The 19,422-nt window shown below is 41.5% G+C and carries 16 protein-coding genes; 15 read left to right on the top strand and 1 reads right to left on the bottom strand.

Features of this window, described 5'->3' with window-relative positions; genetic code table 11:
* The first annotated feature begins 306 nt into the window (after positions 1-306).
* From hpf to GRQ40_RS16520, 13 genes are all read left to right on the top strand, one after another.
* Positions 307-861, top strand: a complete 555-nt coding sequence (hpf, locus tag GRQ40_RS16580; protein WP_159720409.1) for a ribosome hibernation-promoting factor, HPF/YfiA family — start codon at positions 307-309, stop codon at positions 859-861.
* Between the two features lie 68 nt (positions 862-929).
* Entirely contained in the window at positions 930-1,403 is a 474-nt protein-coding gene (locus GRQ40_RS16575; RefSeq protein WP_159720408.1) for a hypothetical protein, read from the top strand.
* A 140-nt stretch (positions 1,404-1,543) separates the two neighbouring features.
* Positions 1,544-4,057, top strand: a complete 2,514-nt coding sequence (gene secA, locus GRQ40_RS16570) for a preprotein translocase subunit SecA (RefSeq protein WP_159720407.1) — start codon at positions 1,544-1,546, stop codon at positions 4,055-4,057.
* Positions 4,058-4,147: 90 nt separating this feature from the next.
* A protein-coding gene (gene prfB / locus GRQ40_RS16565; RefSeq protein WP_249218602.1) for a peptide chain release factor 2 occupies positions 4,148-5,252 on the top strand; the annotation gives its coding sequence in 2 pieces (ribosomal slippage) (positions 4,148-4,222 and positions 4,224-5,252; 1,104 coding nt in all).
* Positions 5,253-5,577: 325 nt separating this feature from the next.
* The gene (locus GRQ40_RS16560) at positions 5,578-6,447 is read left to right on the top strand and encodes a YitT family protein (RefSeq protein ID WP_304505686.1); all 870 of its coding nucleotides are present in this window, start codon (positions 5,578-5,580) and stop codon (positions 6,445-6,447) included.
* A 60-nt stretch (positions 6,448-6,507) separates the two neighbouring features.
* Positions 6,508-6,837 (top strand): cytochrome c551, encoded by a 330-nt coding sequence (gene cccB / locus GRQ40_RS16555; RefSeq protein WP_159720406.1) that lies wholly within the window; start codon positions 6,508-6,510, stop codon positions 6,835-6,837.
* Between the two features lie 191 nt (positions 6,838-7,028).
* Positions 7,029-7,715 carry a cell division ATP-binding protein FtsE gene (gene ftsE / locus GRQ40_RS16550; RefSeq protein WP_044746263.1) on the top strand — a complete coding sequence of 229 codons (687 nt, stop codon included), beginning with the start codon at positions 7,029-7,031 and terminating at the stop codon, positions 7,713-7,715.
* Positions 7,705-8,598: a permease-like cell division protein FtsX gene (ftsX, locus tag GRQ40_RS16545; RefSeq protein WP_159720405.1), complete on the top strand. Its 894-nt coding sequence runs from the start codon at positions 7,705-7,707 to the stop codon at positions 8,596-8,598. Before ftsE ends, ftsX begins: the two co-directional genes overlap by 11 nt.
* 41 nt (positions 8,599-8,639) lie before the next feature.
* Positions 8,640-9,929 (top strand): murein hydrolase activator EnvC family protein, encoded by a 1,290-nt coding sequence (locus GRQ40_RS16540; RefSeq protein ID WP_159720404.1) that lies wholly within the window; start codon positions 8,640-8,642, stop codon positions 9,927-9,929.
* A gap of 193 nt (positions 9,930-10,122) precedes the next feature.
* The gene (locus GRQ40_RS16535; RefSeq protein ID WP_159720403.1) at positions 10,123-10,932 is read left to right on the top strand and encodes a TnsA endonuclease N-terminal domain-containing protein; all 810 of its coding nucleotides are present in this window, start codon (positions 10,123-10,125) and stop codon (positions 10,930-10,932) included.
* Entirely contained in the window at positions 10,929-13,034 is a 2,106-nt protein-coding gene (locus tag GRQ40_RS16530) for a Mu transposase C-terminal domain-containing protein (RefSeq protein ID WP_159720402.1), read from the top strand. The genes GRQ40_RS16535 and GRQ40_RS16530 overlap by 4 nt, the downstream gene beginning before the upstream one ends.
* Positions 13,024-14,595, top strand: coding sequence for an ATP-binding protein (locus GRQ40_RS16525; protein ID WP_159720401.1), 1,572 nt, complete (start codon positions 13,024-13,026; stop codon positions 14,593-14,595). The genes GRQ40_RS16530 and GRQ40_RS16525 overlap by 11 nt, the downstream gene beginning before the upstream one ends.
* The gene (locus GRQ40_RS16520) at positions 14,561-16,453 is read left to right on the top strand and encodes a TnsD family Tn7-like transposition protein (RefSeq protein ID WP_159720400.1); all 1,893 of its coding nucleotides are present in this window, start codon (positions 14,561-14,563) and stop codon (positions 16,451-16,453) included. Before GRQ40_RS16525 ends, GRQ40_RS16520 begins: the two co-directional genes overlap by 35 nt.
* A 245-nt stretch (positions 16,454-16,698) precedes the next feature.
* Here GRQ40_RS16520 and GRQ40_RS16515 read toward each other — a convergent pair whose 3' ends face one another.
* On the bottom strand, positions 16,699-17,739 hold the full coding sequence (locus tag GRQ40_RS16515) for a YaaC family protein (RefSeq protein WP_159720399.1): 1,041 nt from the start codon (positions 17,737-17,739) through the stop codon (positions 16,699-16,701).
* Between the two features lie 288 nt (positions 17,740-18,027).
* On the opposite strand from GRQ40_RS16515, the gene GRQ40_RS16510 reads away from it, so the two are divergent.
* Positions 18,028-18,474 (top strand): MarR family winged helix-turn-helix transcriptional regulator, encoded by a 447-nt coding sequence (locus GRQ40_RS16510; protein ID WP_159720398.1) that lies wholly within the window; start codon positions 18,028-18,030, stop codon positions 18,472-18,474.
* Between the two features lie 81 nt (positions 18,475-18,555).
* The gene (locus GRQ40_RS16505; protein ID WP_159720397.1) at positions 18,556-19,422 is read left to right on the top strand and encodes a permease; all 867 of its coding nucleotides are present in this window, start codon (positions 18,556-18,558) and stop codon (positions 19,420-19,422) included.

The raw sequence follows: 19,422 nt of genomic DNA, 5'->3' as shown, positions 1-19,422 counted from the left end.
AGTGCGGAGTCCCGTTCTGTGATGTCAGTATGCCTTTTGGCAAGCAGGCCGCAGAAAAGATGAATCCATCTGTACAAAACCGTTCTCTAGCTGAGTGGAGGGCGGTTTTTTATTTGCATGGAATCAGAGTTCGCTTGATTTCAAACAAGGCGGGCATAAAGGGGCGAGAATAAGAGTAAATATTACCATAATATCCATTTGATTTTTCACAAAATTTTCAAAAAATATTCGACGTTTGAAGAAGGATTTTGTAGGGGATTGTAGAACTATACACATAACCCTTTATTAAAGGAGGCTTTTGCACATATGAAGTACAACATTCGCGGTGAGAATCTGGAAGTTACGCAAGCCTTAAAAGACTACGCTGAGAAAAAGCTCGGCAAATTGGAACGCTATTTTGACGCAACGGAAGAAGTGATAGTCAATGTGAACTTAAAAGTATATAACGATAAACAAGCGAAAGTAGAGGTGACGATCCCGATGCCGCAACTGGTGCTGCGCGCAGAGGAGCGGCATGAGGATATGTATGCGGCGCTTGATTTGGTGACAGACAAATTGGAGCGGCAGATTCGGAAGCACAAGACGAAAGTGAACCGAAAATGGCGCGAAAAAGAAGCGAAGCATGTGTTTGCCGGCAACGATGTTCCGGTGGCAGCTGAACCAGCAGAGGAAGAGGAATGGGATTTTGAGCTCGTGCGCACCAAACGGTTTAGCTTGAAGCCGATGGACAGCGAGGAAGCGATTTTGCAAATGAATATGCTCGGCCATAGCTTTTTCGTCTTTACCAACGCGGAGACGAACCGCACCAACATTGTCTACCGCCGCAAAGACGGAAGATACGGTTTAATTGAAGCGAATTAATCTTCATCCCCTGCCTTTTGAAGGCGGGGGATGTTATAATGTATTAGGAGGAAGGAGGTGAGTAAAAGATGGAAGAGATGTTAAAGCAAATTTTGCTTAAATTGGATAAGATGGAAGCAAATGCGGAACAATTTCAAGAAGAAGTTCGCCAGCGATTGGATCAAGTGGACAAGCGTTTTGCGCAAATGGATGAGCGGTTTGTCCAAATCGACGAACGCTTCTCCCAAATCGATGAACGCTTCGCCAATCTGGAAGCTCGTTTAGACCATCTGGAGAGTGAGATGGCAGAAGTGAAAGAGCGCCTCGGTCACCTTGAAAGCGACATGGTTGAGGTGAAACAACGGCTCGAGCAGGTCGAAGGAGAGGTAGGCGAGGTAAAAGAAGCGGTATTACGTCTAGAAGCTCAAGTCGCTGGCGATGTGTATGCGCTGTTGAAAAACATCCATAAGAAAATCGAGGAAAAAGGGTTTGAAATCTATGCGCTCAACAAACGGCTGTTGCATGTCGAAGGAGCGATTGAACAAATCCAATCGCAAACGTAACGGGCGGTTCCAGCTAGAAGGCTGGCTTTTCTTTTTTCCCCTCCTCTCTTCTCCATCGATCCCCGCGTTTGAGTTGTCACCTATTCCTGTAAATGATATCATGTAAATTAGTGATTCTATCTGAATAAGGGGCGTTATATATGCTAGGAGTATTAAAAAAGGTGTTTGATTCAAATAAACGCCAGATTCAACGCTTGGAAAAAATTGCAGAGCAGGTGGATGCGCTCAGTGCCGATATGGCCAAGCTTTCTGATGAAGAGCTGCGCCGAAAAACGGAGCAGTTTAAAGCGCGCTACCAGCAAGGCGAGTCGCTTGATGATTTGTTGGTCGAAGCTTTTGCGGTTGTGCGTGAGGGAGCGAAGCGCGTCCTTGGGCTCTATCCATATAAAGTGCAAATTATGGGCGGTGTTGTGCTTCATGAGGGCAATATCGCCGAGATGAAAACAGGGGAAGGGAAAACGCTGACGGCCACGATGCCGGTCTATTTGAACGCGTTGACAGGAAAAGGCGTTCATGTCGTGACGGTCAACGAATATTTGGCCAGCCGTGACGCGACGGAAATGGGCCGTCTGTATGAGTTTTTAGGCTTAACGGTCGGTTTGAATTTGACAGGCTTGTCACGCGAGGAGAAGCAGGCCGCGTACCAAGCGGATATTACGTATGGAACGAACAATGAATTCGGCTTTGATTATTTGCGCGATAACATGGTGCTCTACAAGGAGCATATGGTGCAGCGTCCGCTTCATTTTGCTGTGATTGACGAGGTCGACTCGATTTTAATCGATGAGGCGCGAACGCCGCTTATTATCTCTGGTACCGCGCAAAAGTCGACGAAGCTGTACATTCAGGCGAACGCGTTTGTTCGTACGCTCAAGCGGGATACGGACTACACGTATGATGAAAAAACAAAAAGCGTGCAGCTGACAGAAGAAGGGATTACGAAAGCGGAGCGCGCGTTTGGCATCGATAACTTATTTGACTTAAAGCATGTGACGCTGAACCATCACATTAATCAGGCGTTAAAAGCGCATGTGACGATGCAGCGCGATGTCGATTATGTCGTGGAAGAAGGAAAGGTCGTCATCGTTGATCCGTTCACAGGTCGTTTAATGAGAGGCCGGCGTTATAGCGATGGCTTGCATCAAGCGATCGAAGCGAAGGAAGGTCTGGAGATTCAAAACGAATCGATGACGTTGGCGACGATTACGTTCCAAAACTATTTCCGCATGTATGAAAAATTAGCGGGAATGACAGGAACAGCGAAGACAGAGGAAGAAGAATTCCGCAACATTTACAATATGCAGGTGGTTGTCATTCCAACCAATAAACCGGTCATTCGCGAAGATCGCCCGGATTTAATTTATAAAACGATGGAAGGCAAATTCCGCGCGGTCGTCGAGGATATTGCCGAGCGCCATGCGAAGGGGCAGCCGGTGCTTGTCGGTACGGTTGCGATCGAGACCTCTGAGCTGATTTCAAGCATGCTGAAGAAACGAGGCATTCCGCATAATGTGCTGAACGCGAAAAACCATGCAAAAGAGGCGGAGATTATTGCGCAAGCTGGACAAAAAGGCGCGGTGACGATCGCCACGAACATGGCAGGGCGCGGAACGGACATTAAGCTTGGCGAAGGGGTGACCGATCTTGGCGGATTGGCGGTCATCGGTACGGAACGGCACGAAAGCCGCCGGATTGATAACCAGCTGCGCGGACGTTCAGGACGTCAAGGAGATCCTGGAGTATCGCAATTTTACTTGTCATTGGAAGACGAGTTGATGCGCCGCTTCGGCTCGGAAAATTTAATGGCGATGATGGATCGCTTCGGCATGGACGATTCCCAGCCGATTCAAAGTAAAATGGTGACAAGAGCGGTTGAGTCGGCGCAGAAACGCGTGGAGGGCAATAACTTTGACGCGCGGAAGCAGCTGTTGCAATATGATGATGTATTGCGCGAGCAGCGGGAAATTATTTACCGCCAGCGCTTTGAGGTGCTGGATTCCGAAAATCTGCGCAGCATTGTTGAAAAGATGATCCAATCGGTCATTGAACGAGTGGTGACGACGCATGCGCCAAGTGAAGAGCTTCCGGAAGATTGGGATTTGAAAGGCATTCTGGATTACGTCCATGCCAATCTGCTTCCAGAGGGAGATGTGGCCGTCAGCGATTTGCGCGGCAAAGAACCGGAAGAAATGATCGAAGTGATTTGGCAAAAGGTCAAAGCGCGCTATGATGAAAAAGAACAGCAAATCGATCCGGAGCAAATGCGCGAATTTGAGCGCGTGATCGTGCTTCGCGCGGTCGATATGAAGTGGATGGATCATATTGATGCGATGGAGCAATTGCGACAAGGCATTCATCTGCGGGCATATGGACAAATCGATCCGCTTCGCGAATATCAAATGGAAGGCTATGCGATGTTTGACGCCATGATTGCTTCCATTGAAGAAGAAGTGGCAAAATATATCATGAAAGCGGAAATCCACAGCAACCTTGAGCGCCAAGAAGTGGCGAAGGGAGAAGCCGTTCATCCAAAAGAAGATGAAGGGGAAGTGAAGCGCAAGCCGGTTCGCAAAGCGGTGGACATTGGCCGCAATGATCCGTGCATTTGCGGAAGCGGCAAGAAATATAAAAACTGCTGCGGGAAAAACGCGTAAATCAAAGTGAGGGGGGCAGCCTCTCGCTTTGATTTTGCCCTGTAACAGATAGGAAATATAGCGAGTAAACTAGTAATGAGGTGAACAGCGATGATTGATTTAGTGGAAGTAAAGCAAGACTTGGAGAAAATGGCTAAGCGATTAGCGGATATTAGGGGGTCTCTTTGACCTCGAGGTGAAGGAGGCGCGCATTCGCGAATTGGAGGAGCAAATGGCTGCGCCCAATTTCTGGGATGATCAAAAGGAAGCGCAGACGGTGATTAGCGAGGCGAATGCACTGAAGGATCTCGTCGGCGCCTTTCATCAACTAGAAGAGCGGTTTGAAAATTTAGAGCTGACCTATGAGCTTGTCAAAGAAGAGCCGGATGAAGATTTGCAGCAGGAGCTTGTTGCCGAAGCGAAAAAGCTGACAAAGGATTTTAGCGAATTTGAGCTGCAGCTGTTGCTGAATGAGCCGTATGATAAAAACAATGCCATTTTGGAGCTTCATCCGGGCGCGGGCGGAACGGAGTCGCAAGACTGGGGCTCTATGCTGCTTCGCATGTATACAAGATGGGCAGAGAAAAAAGGTTTTAAAGTAGAAACGCTGGATTATTTACCTGGCGAGGAAGCTGGAATTAAAAGCGTCACTCTGTTAATTAAAGGACATAACGCTTACGGCTATTTAAAGGCGGAAAAAGGCGTGCACCGTTTAGTGCGCATTTCCCCATTTGACGCTTCGGGCCGCCGCCACACATCGTTTGTGTCCTGCGAGGTGATGCCGGAGTTTAACGACGATATTGAAATTGAGATTCGTTCGGAAGACATTAAGGTCGACACGTACCGTTCAAGCGGCGCCGGCGGCCAGCATGTCAATACGACCGACTCGGCTGTGCGCATCACCCACATTCCGACAGGGCTTGTAGTGACGTGCCAATCCGAGCGTTCGCAAATTAAAAACCGCGAAAAAGCGATGAATATGCTCAAGGCGAAGCTATATCAAAAGAAATTAGAGGAGCAGCAGGCGGAGCTGGCGGAGATTCGCGGCGAGCAAAAAGAAATCGGCTGGGGCAGTCAAATTCGTTCTTATGTGTTCCATCCTTATTCGCTTGTGAAAGACCACCGTACGAATACAGAGGTAGGAAACGTACAAGCGGTGATGGACGGCGAAATTGATGTGTTTATTGACGCATACTTGCGTGCCAAGCTGAAATAAAAACGAGGCTTGAAGAGGAGAGACCATCCTTCTTCAAGCCTTTTTGCGCTTGGATTTGGATAGCGGACCAGATCGCGGTTGCTTACGGTTGACAACGGCGAATGACTGATCTTCAAGCTGGAGAAATGGCGAATCTTTCTGAGGCCGATTGCTTCATCTTCAAGCCGTATTTTCGATAGATTGGTTTTTATTGCGCAAACTATAAGGAAGCGATGCGAAGATTTCCTGTGATCTGAATCATTCTTTAATCCTTTATTGCGTTATTGGGCTGTCATTTACGAACGAAAATAGGCGTGCTATACTCTCATGGGGGGTTTTGAAGATGATGAAACAAGCAAAACGAATCGGTCAACCATTGCATCCTGCTGTTGCCATGATCGGTGAATATGTATACATTCTTATCGGTTCAGCGATCGTTGCGATCGCGTTTAATCTGTTTTTGCTGCCAAATCGCGTGGCTTCTGGAGGTGTCAGCGGCATTAGCACCATTTTGCATGCGACGTTTGGCTGGCAGCCTGCTTATGTGCAATGGGCGTTTAACATCCCGCTATTTATTGCCGGGGTTGTGTTTTTAGGACGGCAATTTGGCGTGAAAACGCTCGTGGGAACGGTCTTTTTGCCGCTCGTTGTCTATTTGACGAAAGATGTCGAACCGGCCACTCACGATCCGTTGCTTGGCTCTCTATTTGGGGGCATTGGTGTCGGTGTCGGTTTGGGATTGGTGTTTCGTGGCAAAGCGTCGACAGGCGGGACCGATTTAGCCGCGCAAATTATTCATAAATTTACAGGTCTTTCCCTCGGCACATGCGTTATTCTGATCGACGGCTTGATTGTGTTGACAGCCGCCATTGTCTTTGATATTGAACGCGCGTTATATGCAATGATTGGTTTATTTGTTACAAGCAAAACGATTGATATCGTCCAAATCGGCTTTGGCTATTCAAAAATGGCGATGATTATCACGAATAAAGAAGAGGAAGTGCGGGCGGCTATTCTACATAAAATTAACCGCGGAGTGACGAAAATGTCCGGGTACGGCGGATATACAGAGCATGAGCGCCCTATTCTTATGTGCGTTGTTGAACAAACAGAATTCACGAAATTGAAACAATTAGTGAAAGCCATTGATCCATCAGCGTTTGTCGTCATTATGGACGCGACGGAAGTGCTTGGCGAAGGATTCAAACGTGCGTAAGCGGCTGGAAAATCGGTTATAATAAGGCTGTCTGCAATTTGTTAGAGGGGGAGTTCGTCAATGAAAAAGAAATTAACCGTCTTATTGCTGGGCATGTCGTTCATGTTAGCTGCTTGTGGCGGGGGAAACGAAGCAACAGATAACAAAGATACGAAGAACCAAGGATCCACCGCATCAGCCGCAGAGGAGATTTTTAAACAAAACTGTGCAAGCTGTCATGGCGCTAACTTAGAAGGAGCAGTGGGGCCTAATTTACAAAAAGTGGGCAGCAAATATTCTCAAGATGAAATTAAGCAAATTATCGAAAAAGGTCGAGGCGGCATGCCTGGTGGCATTATTCAAGGAGACGATGCCGACAAAGTGGCCGAATGGCTCGCATCAAAAAAATAAAAAGAAAAGCAATCCGGCAGGCCTGCCGGATTGCTTTTTATTTTAAACGTCACGGTTTTGAAACATAAATGTAAACAAAAAAGGAAGATGGTCGTGTTATAATAGGTTTTGTGGAATTTTGTATAAATAGCGCGAGACCGCTCGAATAGTGGCATCATGGGCGATGACTTTATAAAAATAAGGTGATTGAAATGATTGAAATGAAAGATGTATATAAGACCTATCCAAACGGCGTCATTGCGCTAAATGGAATTAATGTACGCATTAAGCAGGGGGAGTTTGTTTATGTGGTTGGTCCGAGCGGTGCTGGAAAGTCGACATTTATTAAAATGATGTACCGCGAGGAAAAGCCGACAAGCGGTTCGATTATGATTAACGGCGTCAACCTTGCTCATTTGAAGGACAACAAAGTGCCGATTTTGCGGCGGAATATTGGCGTGGTATTCCAGGACTTTAAATTGCTCCCTAAGCTAACGGTATATGAGAATGTAGCGTTTGCTTTGGAAGTAATTGAAGAATCGCCGAGACTGATTAAAAAGAAAGTAATGGAAGTGTTGGATTTGGTCGGCTTAAAGCATAAAGCGCGGTTTTATCCCGATGAGCTTTCTGGCGGCGAGCAGCAGCGCGTGTCCATTGCGCGTTCGATTGTCAATTCGCCAAAGATTGTGATTGCGGACGAGCCGACAGGAAATTTGGACCCTGACAATTCTTGGGGAATTATGGAGATTTTCGAGACGATTAATGATCGTGGCACGACGATTGTGATGGCTACGCATAACCGTGAAATTGTCAATACGATTAAAAAGCGTGTCATTGCGATTGAAAGTGGAAAAATTGTCCGCGATGAGGCGAGGGGAGAGTATGGCTATGAGGTTTAATACCCTTCGGCGTCACATGCGGGAAAGCTTTAAAAGCATCGGACGCAACGGCTGGATGACGTTTGCCTCCATTAGTGCCGTCACGGTTACGCTTTTGCTTGTTGGCGTGTTTCTTGTCATCATGTTTAACATGAACCATTTTGCCAGCAAGATTGAAAATGATGTCGAGATTCGCGTCTATATCGATTTGACGGCGACAGAGCAAGATAAGCAGGCGTTAAAGGCGCAAATTGAGGCGGTTCCAGAGGTAAAAGAGGTGGAGTATTCCTCCAAAGAGCAGGAGTTGAAAAATCTTATTAAGAGCTTTGGTGAGGAGGGTTCGTCGTTTCGTTTGTTCGAACAAGATAACCCGCTGAGCGATGTTTATGTCGTGAAGGCGAAACAGCCGGAAGATACGATGAAAGCAGCAAAGAAAATTGAAACATTTAAGTCTGTACATAAAGTGAAGTACGGGCAAGGTCAAGTGGAGAAATTGTTTAAAACTCTTGGCATTGCGAGAAATATTGGTTTAGGCTTAATTATCGGTTTGCTCTTTACGGCGATGTTTTTAATCTCCAATACGATTAAAATTACCATTTTTGCGCGTCGCCGCGAAATTGAGATTATGAGATTAGTAGGAGCTACGAACGGATTTATTCGCTGGCCTTTTTTCCTTGAAGGGCTATGGCTCGGTGTAATGGGAGCGATTATTCCGATCGCACTGATTTCGCTTGTCTACTACAACATTTATGAGTTTGCTAATCCGAAATTAACGGTTCCGTTTTTGCAGCTCCTTCCGTTCCATCCGTTTATGTGGAAGGTTAGCGTCGTTCTGCTCGTGCTGGGCGGATGTATTGGCGTGTGGGGAAGCATGATGTCTGTTCGCAGATTTTTAAAAGCTTAGTAGATCTTAGTAGATCATAGAGGAGAAAGGGGAACGAAGTCGTGAAGCAAAAGGTGCTTTCATTAGCAGCAGCGGCCGTCATTGGCGCATCCAGTTTTTCTCCGTACTTAGTCGGTGCGGTAAGCAATCAGGAGATTCAACAAAAGCGCAATGCGATTAACAATATTCAATCCAAGCAATCGTCGATTCAAAACCAGATGAGCCAAGCCGATCAGGATATTACTCGCTTGCAATCCCAGCAGGAGAAGCTGGCGGCAGAAATCAAAAAGCTTGATATGGCCGTATCAGAAACAAGCGGAAAAATTCGCGATCTATCTGCCACGATCGAAGATACGAAACAAGATATTCAAGTTTTACAGAGGGAAATTGCAGAGGTGAAGGAGCGTATCGAAAAGCGGAATGAGCTGTTAAAGGAACGCGTCCGTTCTTTACAGCAAAGCGGCGGATTGGTCAGCTATCTTGATGTGCTGCTAGGGGCGCAAAGCTTTGGCGATTTTATCGATCGCATTAGCGCGGTAACAACCATCTTTGAAGCGGACAAGCAAATTATCGCAGAGCAGGAAGCGGATAAAAAGCTGAAGGAAGACAAAGAAAATGAGTTGACGACTAAGCTTGCGTCGCTGCAAAGTGATTTGCAGCAGCTTCAGCAGCTCAAACAACAGCTGAGCCAGCAAATTAAGGAGAAAGACCAATTGATGGCACAGCTTGAGAAGCAAGAGCAAGATGTTCATGAGAAAAAATTGGCGCTTGCGGAAGAGCAAGAGGTGCTGAAAAAGCAAGAAGCAGCGATGAAGGCACAGCTTCAGCAGCTGTTGATCCAACAGCAGCAACAAGCCGCAAAAGCAAAAGCAACTGCGTCAAAAACATCTAGTTCTTCAGGCCCGTCCTATGTTTCGGGCGGAGGAAGCGCAGGGGTGCCGGCTGTGACAAGCGGAGCGTTCATGAGACCGGCCAATGGCCCAGTTACGTCCGGCTTTGGAATGCGCGGCAGCGAGTTTCATGCTGGTATCGATATTGGCAAACGTGCGGCTGAAGTGCCTGTTGTGGCAGCAGCAGACGGATATGTATTTCGTTCCTATTATTCACAAAGCTACGGAAACGTTATATTTATTACGCATGTCATTAACGGACAAGTGTATACGACCGTATACGCTCACTTAGAATCCCGTTTGGCTCATGAAGGACAAACGGTCAAAAAGGGCCAAATCATCGGGTATATGGGGAACACCGGCTGGTCAGAAGGAGCGCATCTTCATTTCGAATTGCACCGCGGTCCGTGGAATGCAGCGAAATCTAATGCTGTGAACCCGTTAAATTATATTAATTTCTAAATTGTAGAGATACAAAAAAAGTTTTAAAATACAAAAATAGTCTTAAAATACAAAAATACTTTTAAAAACGAGTTACAAAAAAAGTTTTAAAAAACGGAATAAAAATTAGATATTATGTATAAAAATACACAACTTGTCTAGACTGTAGTTGAAGCAAGTTGTGTATTTTTTATTAGGGGGGAGGATTTTATTTATGGCAAGGTTTCAGTACCATTGGACTTTTGAAAGAATTGATAAGTATATCAAGGAAGGGCGTGGTCAAGGAGAGTTTGAAAATTACAAACCTTGGTTAACCGTTAGAGATGTGCCGTCGAATGGTCGAGTCGCACGGGAAATGGGGACAAAGGTAAAGAGAGAATATCATTTCTTATCGGATTTGGAGCGATATTTTTTTTACATACTAGAGTGGCAAGATTCCGTTGTTGATATTAGAGAACAATACCCCATTTTAGAGATGGAAAAAACGGTTGAAATCGCAGAGCTATTGGGTTTTGCACATCCGAAAGACCCAAAGACCAAAATCAATATTGTGATGACCAGTGATTTCATGATCACTTATAAAAATGATCAGGGCGATGTTTGTTATGCTGCGCGCTCAATAAAGTCATTTAAAGATCTTTTAAAAAAACGAACATTAGAAAAATTACTGATTGAGAAATATTATTATGATCAGCTCGGTATTGATTGGGGAGTCGTAACGGACAAAGAAATAAACAAAGATTTTGCGGTGAATCTTCAGGATTTGCGTCAGTATCAATTGTTTCCTTTTGGTGTAGACGAAGGTGTTCTAGATGTCTTAAGGCACAAAATAAGCAGGGTGAACCCTAGAGAAAAGGTCATTCATACTTTAAAAAAGCTAAGTGAAGACATAGGAATCGATGAGGTGACTCTTTTAAATGCTCTAAAAAGTCTCATTAGTAATAAAATCATCTCTGTCAATCTAACGAAGCGCTTGAACTTTAATAAAAGTTGGAACTCTTTATTGAATGGAGGAACAAAATGATTACGGTCAATTCAGTCTATCTAAATCTCATCACAAACGAAAAATTCAGAATATTATGGATAAATCCTAGCAATACTTATGCTTATGTGATTGATTTAAGGTCTAATGCCAAAATGCCTTATGAAATGTTAATTGAGGATGTACTTAAGGGGATATTGCGTAAAGAAATTACCCGTATCGACGAGGAGAACATCATCTTAAGTGACCGTAAGCTATTGGCAAACAATCGGGCATGGGAAATTATTGCACCTTTGGTGAATCAAGAACCAGATATCTATCTGAAAACAGAGAGGTATCGGCTTATAGAACGTATCATGAGCGAATTTAGTGTATCAGATGTCACCATTTATACCTACCTCAAAAAGTATTGGCAAGGCGGAATGACTCCTTTAGCCTTGGTGGATCAAAGAATTTTGTCAGGAGGAAAAGGGAAAGAGAAACAGCAACACCAAAAAAGAATGGGGAGACCAAGCACTAACAATCGTTCCATTGTCATCACTAATGAGGTAAAGCAGCAGATTAAGAAGGTATTAAATGATTTCTATTTCAAAGATGAAAGCGCAACGCTTAAATTTGCATATGATATGATGATTTACTTGTATTACTCAGAACAAGTCACCAATGATCAAGGCGTCCAAACAATAAAAGTAAAAGACCAAATTCCGACTATGAGGCAGTTTCATTATTGGGCCAGAAAATTATTTAATCCAACACAAAAAATCGTGAAGAAGAAAGGAGAGAAGAACTATCAGAGAAATCATAGAGGAACCGAAGGTTCAGCTGTGTATGAAGCTATGGCACCGGGAACGCGTTTCGAAATAGATTCAACAATAGGAGATATTTATTTGGTCAGCAGCTATAGACGTGACAAGATTATTGGACGACCGACCATTTATATGGTGGTAGATGTGTTTAGTCGTATGATTACAGGATTTTATGTAGGCTTAGAGAGTCAGTCATCATGGTTCGGAGCTATGCAAGCCTTAATTCATACAGCTAAAGATAAGGTAGAGCTTTGCCAGCAGTACGGCATCGAAATTTCAGAAGAGCAGTGGCCATCCAAATATTTACCAAGAGCCATTCTTGCAGATAAAGGGGAGTTTATTGGATATAACTCCGATGTATTAACACAGAACTTTAAAATTAGGGTGGAAAATACTTCGTCATATCGTGCCGATATGAAAGGAACGGTAGAAAAAGTATTAGATCTCATACCGAAATTTATCAAACCTTTTGCTCCTGGTTATATTAAGCCTGATTTTCAAGAACGAGGAGGAAAAGACTATCGGTTAGAAGCGAAGTTGACTATACAGGAATTTACTTCGCTACTTATTCATTGCATTCTACATTACAACAATAGTCATTGTAATCAATATCCTCTCACTAAGGCAATGATTGAAGACCAAGTCATTCCTACTCCGTTGAATATATGGAGTTGGGGCATCCGTCAAAATCCTAGTCATTTAATGAGCTATTCAACTGAGCAAGTGTACTTCAGATTGCTGCCACGAAGTAAAGCGACTGTTACGCAACATGGCATTAAATTTAAAGGGGCGCTATACACATGTGAAGTCGCTTCAAGTGAAAACTGGTTTTCTGTGGCACGTAATCAAGGTTCATGGAAAGTAGACATTAGCTACGATCCACGCGATACGGAACATATTTATATACACCATGAAAACCAATTTATCCAAGCGTCTTTGCTTCCTCATCAAGAAACCTACCGCCATACGACGTTTGAAGATATTGACTTCCTCAATCAAGTATTATCCGAACAAAAAAACAAAGCTCAGGCAGAACAAATCAATAAAAATGTGAACACGATCCATATCATTAAGCAAACAACGGATGAATTTATAAAAAAAGCAGACAGTGAGTCTTTTGAGACACCGAAAAGCTCGAAGAGTGAACAAATAAGAAACATAAAAGGGAATAGACGTTACGAACGGGAGATCGAAAGACAACAAAATCGACTGGATACAAAAAAAGAGCAGCCAGAGCCAGCCAAAGGAATGGGGCAGTTGTCTAATAGCTTTAAAAGAAAATCAATTATTGAACTAGGTTTAAATGAAATAAGAAAGGGCGATGAATATGAAGCCTAAATTGGATGGGGATTTCGTACTTGAGGATTACCAAAACAATCCTTTCATCGAATGTTTGCCCCCCATTAGAAGCTATGGTCAAGTTTATAATTCTTTACTAAAGGATTGCGTGTTCTCTGAAAAAGAACGTGCTTTTCCTCCTGAAATGAAGTTTCATTTATTGCAGCGATTAAATCAGTTTTTTCAACCCCTAGGGCAGACCTTGGATTTAAATAATCGTATCTCCATTCTCATGAGAATGGGTTATGTAGAGCGCAACCCGTTAGATAAAACCGAATACTCGAGACTATTTAATAAAACGATTGATCAAGGTGCCGTGTTTTCCTACTCCCATAGTTTCTCTCTCTTAGGCATACCGGGGATGGGGAAAAGTAGAAGTATTGAGCTGATATTGTCTTATTATCCAAGGGTCATTTTTCATCCTTCACCCATTAATCGATATCAAATCCCTTGGCTTAAAATCAACTGTCCACATGATGGCTCTCTAAAAACGTTATGCCTTATGTTTTTTAAAGAAATCGACGATTTGTTAGGGACTGATTATTTAAAAAAATTCGGCTCAGCGCGATTTTCTACGAGTGCCATGGTTATGAATATGGCCCATTTAGCTAAAATTCATGCGATTGGTATTCTGGTGATTGATGAAATTCAACATTTAATATCTAGCCGTGGATCGGGAAACGAGCAAATGATGAATTTTTTTGTTACTTTAACGAACTCTGTGGGGATTCCTATTCTTCTTGTCGGTACCATGAAGGCCAGATCTGTACTGCAAAAGGATTTCCGTCAAGCTAGGAGGAGTTGTGGGATTGGCGATATCGTTTGGGAGAATTTTAAGACGGAAGACGACGATTGGAATCTTTTTATTGAGTCGTTATGGAAAAATCAATTGACTTTAAACGTTTCGAAATTAACCAAAAGGCATTTACATGTCATTTACAACGAAACACAAGGAGTTATTGATATTGTTTTGAAATTATTCTTTTTATCACAGTTGAGAGCGATCGAAGTGGGGGCAGAAGAGATTACGCCTGAATTAATGCAGCAGGTCGCTAATGAAGATTTAAAAATGATTAAGCCAATGATTCATGCATTAAGAACGCAAAATAAAAAAGAGCTATTACAGTTTGATGATATTGTGCCTCTTAACTTTGATTTAAAAATTGAAAAGACACGCATTGAGGTTGAAAATGAAGAGCAAAAAGTCAAGAAAATGAAACGTAGCACTTTATATCAGGATGCATATAATTTGTTAAAACAAATGAACATTTCATCTAACAAATTAGATATCATTCTCAGGAGAGTGCTAGAAGATCATAAAGGTAAGGATTTGGTGGATATTATAAAACGGGTTTTAGACGAATTAGAGCCAAATAATCAAAAATCCACGCTGTTTAAGAATGAGATAATGGAAAATGTGTTGCGGAAAATCGAACAAGGAGTTAGGGAAGAAGACATTCATCATTATTTAGTAAAGGTAGGATTTATTAAGAAAGTGGAAATGGGCAATGAAAGGGGAGAGGGGATTGATAACGATCTTTCCACAAGTGGTAAATGGTGAAACCATTTATTCTGTTGTTTCTAAATATCATCACATGAGTGGAAATGATTCCATGGTTCGGACAAGCTCAGAGATTTTTAATAAATATTATGCAGCTGCTCATGGCTACAATATTGATATGCCTCTAGGGCTATCAACACTACATGAGGCAACCAAAAAATTTAATATCAAATCGTCAATGGAAGAATGGGTATATGACCACACTAGCTTTAATTATTTCACGTTTTTTGGTAATACCGAACAATCTCAAAAAATGATGGATAGTATGCTCTATACGGATCGATCAGGAGTTATATTGTCTAGTGGTAAAGGCGCTTCAAGGATTAAAGATTTTATTTATCTTCGGTTTTGTCACGAGTGTCTTCAGCAAGCGTTATCTGAAAAAGGACTTGGCTTTTGGAAATTACATCATCAACTGCCGGGGGTCTATTACTGCGTAGAGCATCAACAAGAAACGGATGATAGCACCATCGTAAGAAATCCTGACACATTTGAAATTCCGAATCAGGATAACTGTAAAAAAACGAATGTATATACCCCTACAAATATCAATCGAAAGGCGTTAATTCGCTTGGCCAAGTTAACACAAAAAATATTGGATACGAATGAAAAAGATGATGAGTTTTTTGAGTATAGACCACAAATCTATACTGGTTTACTTAAACATGCCGGATACGGTAGTTATCATTCCTCCGTTTTAACTAAACCCTTTTTAAGTGATATAGTGGACTACTACGGCGATGAAACGTTGGAACTGTTTTGGAAGCATCATCGATTTCGGATTCATCGAGTAAAGGATTTGTGGAAAACTCAAAAAACTCGGCAGCATCCTTTACTACATCTGATCCTTATTAATTTTTTATATGAAGTGTTTCAACTTGATGACTCTTATTCGTTACAGGATTTATTTGCACAAGGGAAGTCGCTTTATAACAAGGATGTATATAACATTAATGTGGCTAAGAAAAAGTTTGTCTGTCTCAATCGACTTTGTTCTGTATATCAAATGAACCAATGTTGTCATGTAACTCATCAAATTCAGCAAAAAATCACGTTTTACTATGTTCAATGCACGAAATGTGGGTTCACGTATCGCAAAAAAGGAATTCCCTCACACACAGAATTGTATACATGGGATGTTGTAGTTGAAGCAGGCAGCTTATTGAGGGAACACATTTCTAATCTACACAAAGAAGGTCTGTCGACTTATAAAATTGCGCAAATATTGAAGATATCACCATCAGTCGTCACTCGAGTATTAGAAAATAAGAAGGTAACGAAGAAAAAAAGTCAGTGGTTAAAATACGATCAAGAGAAGGATCGAAAGCAATGGCTAGAATTGTTACAAACCTATCCAGACGATACAAAATCACAATTATCCAAAAGAAATACAGCTTTATTTAAGAGGCTGCACCGCCATGACCGGGAGTGGCTCGACAGGTTAAATTATAAAGAAACCGAGAGAGTTCCTATAAGAGAATTTGTTGATTGGGAACAGCGAGATGAAGAATATTTAAAAGAAGTCATACAGAGTTATCATCGCCTTTTGGAGAAAATACCTCCAGTTCGTATTACACGTCATACTTTATTCAAGGAAGCAAAACTGAAATGGTATCAGAAATATCAGAGAAAACTCCCGAGAACTTTGGAATACATTCAGAGTATCGCAGAAAGCATGGACCAGTTTGCGATTCGAAAAGCAGAATTTATTATTGAAGAGCAGAAGAAGCTCCCATTGGCTGAGCGATTTAAGCCGAAAATCATGACCCACAAAGTAGGATATTTTAATAAAATCTCGCCCGAGGCAAAGAAAATAATAAGGAAAAAACTGGATGATTATTATGCAGAATATATTTAGGTACGTGGTTCTGAGCACAAAAATGATGATTTTATACCTAAATTGAATTTTTTGGATAAAAAGCCGATTTCCTATTGTTCACGAACAAAAAAGTCATTTAAAATCCAAACCACAACACGCATAACACCGTTCGATTTTCGAACGGTGTTAAAAATATAGTTGTTTAATTTTTGAATTAAATACCTCAATGTTTCAGAAAACAGTAACAAAATTGTAAATTAAACAACTTTTTTATCACTCAACAACTATAACAAATCTTTCCTCGTAACTATACCAGGAGACATAAATTCTTCACCAGTTATTTCGGAAGCAATGTGATCTATAAACTGGTAAGGCGCATTTTTGATAAATTCTGAAAGCAACCAGTTATGTTGGCTACCAAGATGTTTTGATAAAACTACTGGTTCATATCTTGATAACTCACTTAATCTATGCATTCCTGCGAAGGTTAGGCTCATTGGATTTCGTGGAATAACTCCATCAATCCCTTCACGTTTGATATACCATAATCTTGACATTCCAGCTATATAATGAATTTGCTTTCGGATTTTACGATGGAAAGTAACCAATTTATTCAACTTGTTTGGATCGTCTTTTCTCCACCGGAATCTTTGTTTAGTCCTTACTACAAAAGCATTCTGGAAATTTGGATCTTTTTCAAAATTTTTCGCTATTTTTTTTAATGTATGACCATTAGCGTACTTAGGATCTATTTCTGCCGAAAACCAACTTTCTGACGACCCATTCTTTTTTGCAAAAAATGCCTTCCTAATAGGGATGAACAACTCTTTTGTAGATGTATAAGTAAGGCAATACGCCCTATGAATAAAAGGTAAATTATATAAAACATCTCTTAATACATAAGTCTCACGAGTATTTACCGGTTCATCTAAATACTTGCACAAAGCAGGTAAAATACCTCCAGTATGAATTTGAATGTATTCATTACTTAAGGACACTTTACTATTTTTACTCCACCCACCTACACCATGATAATCAGAAAATGGGACATTTTTAACTATTAGTAAAGTTTTAGCAGCATTCAAAAAACAATAGTATGTGGTTAATGGTGAAGACGTTAGAGGAAGCATGGTTGATGCTTCATAAAATTGTCTAGATTGTTGCCAATAAAATAATGCTTCATCATTATGATTATTCCTCTTTAACCACATCTCCACATATTCCCATGGGTCATTAACCAATACCGTTTTCCCTTCAAAATTTGGGTTTTTAATAGCTTTATGTAAGGTTAAGTTTTTGCCTTTATAACTAATTATCTTAACCATTGTCCACCCCACTATTATCTAGACGCTCTAAATTAAAAAACACATGTTTGGATTTATTTCTATTTTACTCCATGGCGTTTGTTTTTTTAAACAACTTTTTTGTAACTCAACATACGTGTCTATTGAAGGCTCGCAGTTTATCTTGCACAGTATGAGTAAGATTGGCTAACGGAATAAATTGAACCTAAAAACTGTCGAAAAAATGTCGAAAAAAATAGGCAGTTTTTTCTTATGTTTTTATTTGTAAAATGCAAATAATATGGTATGATGCCATTAAGAGGTGAGAAGATGGAAAATGTTCGCGAACTATTCCAAGTCACGGCTAAACGATTTGGGCTTTTAAACAAAAATTGTTGCTCAGTAGGTGGAATCGAGATTTCTCTTGTTCAAAGCCACATTTTATACGAAATTGATCGCTTAAAAGAACCGTCCATGCAGCAAGTGGCTGATTCCCTCGCTATGGACATTACGACGTTTAGTCGTCAAATTCAAACGCTTGTTAAGATGAATTTAGTCAAGAAAACACCATATCCCGAAGATCGACGTATATATATTTTATCGTTGACGACAGAAGGAAAGTACGTGGCTACGAGAATTGATACAGAGATGAATCAGTATTTAAATGAAGTATTTTCGCATATGAGCGAGTTTGAAAAAGAAACAGTTCTACGCTCCATTAAGCTATTAAACGAATGTATGGCAAAATCAAGTGTATGTTGTAAACCGTTATTTTAAGGCAAGTGTATAAAGGCTTGCCTATTCGTTAAATTAATAGTTGCACTTTGCAAACAAAATCAAAATAAGGAGAGAGTATAAATGAGCATAATGATTCTTCAAGACTTTCTCTATATTGCGCTAGAATTAACTCTTTTGTTTGTTGCTATTTCGTTCGTCATTAACTTTTTCGAAGGATATATTCCTTATTATAAAATGCAAAGTTTGTTAACAAAGCATCATCCATTATTGGGGGCATTGGTTGCTGTTGCTTTTGCCTTTGTTACACCATTTTGCTCATGTTCTACGATCCCGGTTGTCGTATCGCTTCTAAATCAGAAAGTCCGTTTCGGTATTGTGATGATTTTTCTATTTGCTTCACCTGTGCTTGACCCCACCATATTGACACTCATGGCTGCGACACTCGGAGTAAAAGTAGCGATTTCTTATTCCATTATCACAACCATTTTAACCATACTAATTGGGTTTGCTCTTGAAAAACTCGGATTTGAAAATCATGTTAAGCAAGTAATGATAACAGGAGAAGTAGAGATCGGAAAGAAACGAAACATGAAAGAAGCTTTACAGGAGACCTTTCACTTAATGAAAACGGTTTATCCATATTTGCTTTTAGGTGCAGGCATTGGAGCCATTATTCATGGCGCTGTACCGACAGAATGGATTTCAACCTATATGGGGGGTGATAAGTGGTGGCTTGTTCCACTTGCAGCAATCATCGGAATCCCTTTGTACATCCGTCTTTCTACGATGATTCCCATTTCGCAAATGTTGATTGCAAAGGGCATGGCGTTGGGACCTGTCATGGCACTGATGATTAGCTCAGCAGGTGCAAGCTTACCGGAGATAACATTATTACACAGTATCTTTAGAAAGAAGCTAGTCTTTGCGTTTGTAGGTTCTGTCATGACAATGGCGACGTTATCAGGATTTTTATTCTATATCATTTAA

Origin of the sequence: Anoxybacillus sp. PDR2 (assembly GCF_009834045.1) — a bacterium.
Taxonomy (GTDB): Bacteria; Bacillota; Bacilli; order Bacillales; family Anoxybacillaceae; genus Anoxybacteroides; species Anoxybacteroides rupiense.
Note: the sequence above shows the minus strand (reverse complement) of the source record. Positions and strands in the feature narration are given on the sequence as shown.

Excerpts from the sequence above, each read along its gene's own strand:
- hpf (WP_159720409.1), top strand. The coding sequence starts at position 307 with ATGAAGTACAACATTCGCGGTGAGAATCTGGAAGTTACGCAAGCCTTA.
- GRQ40_RS16575 (WP_159720408.1), top strand. The coding sequence starts at position 930 with ATGGAAGAGATGTTAAAGCAAATTTTGCTTAAATTGGATAAGATGGAA.
- secA (WP_159720407.1), top strand. The coding sequence starts at position 1,544 with ATGCTAGGAGTATTAAAAAAGGTGTTTGATTCAAATAAACGCCAGATT.
- GRQ40_RS16560 (WP_304505686.1), top strand. The coding sequence starts at position 5,578 with ATGAAACAAGCAAAACGAATCGGTCAACCATTGCATCCTGCTGTTGCC.
- cccB (WP_159720406.1), top strand. The coding sequence starts at position 6,508 with ATGAAAAAGAAATTAACCGTCTTATTGCTGGGCATGTCGTTCATGTTA.
- ftsE (WP_044746263.1), top strand. The coding sequence starts at position 7,029 with ATGATTGAAATGAAAGATGTATATAAGACCTATCCAAACGGCGTCATT.
- ftsX (WP_159720405.1), top strand. The coding sequence starts at position 7,705 with ATGAGGTTTAATACCCTTCGGCGTCACATGCGGGAAAGCTTTAAAAGC.
- GRQ40_RS16535 (WP_159720403.1), top strand. The coding sequence starts at position 10,123 with ATGGCAAGGTTTCAGTACCATTGGACTTTTGAAAGAATTGATAAGTAT.
- GRQ40_RS16530 (WP_159720402.1), top strand. The coding sequence starts at position 10,929 with ATGATTACGGTCAATTCAGTCTATCTAAATCTCATCACAAACGAAAAA.
- GRQ40_RS16525 (WP_159720401.1), top strand. The coding sequence starts at position 13,024 with ATGAAGCCTAAATTGGATGGGGATTTCGTACTTGAGGATTACCAAAAC.
- GRQ40_RS16515 (WP_159720399.1), bottom strand. The coding sequence starts at position 17,739 with ATGGTTAAGATAATTAGTTATAAAGGCAAAAACTTAACCTTACATAAA.
- GRQ40_RS16510 (WP_159720398.1), top strand. The coding sequence starts at position 18,028 with ATGGAAAATGTTCGCGAACTATTCCAAGTCACGGCTAAACGATTTGGG.
- GRQ40_RS16505 (WP_159720397.1), top strand. The coding sequence starts at position 18,556 with ATGAGCATAATGATTCTTCAAGACTTTCTCTATATTGCGCTAGAATTA.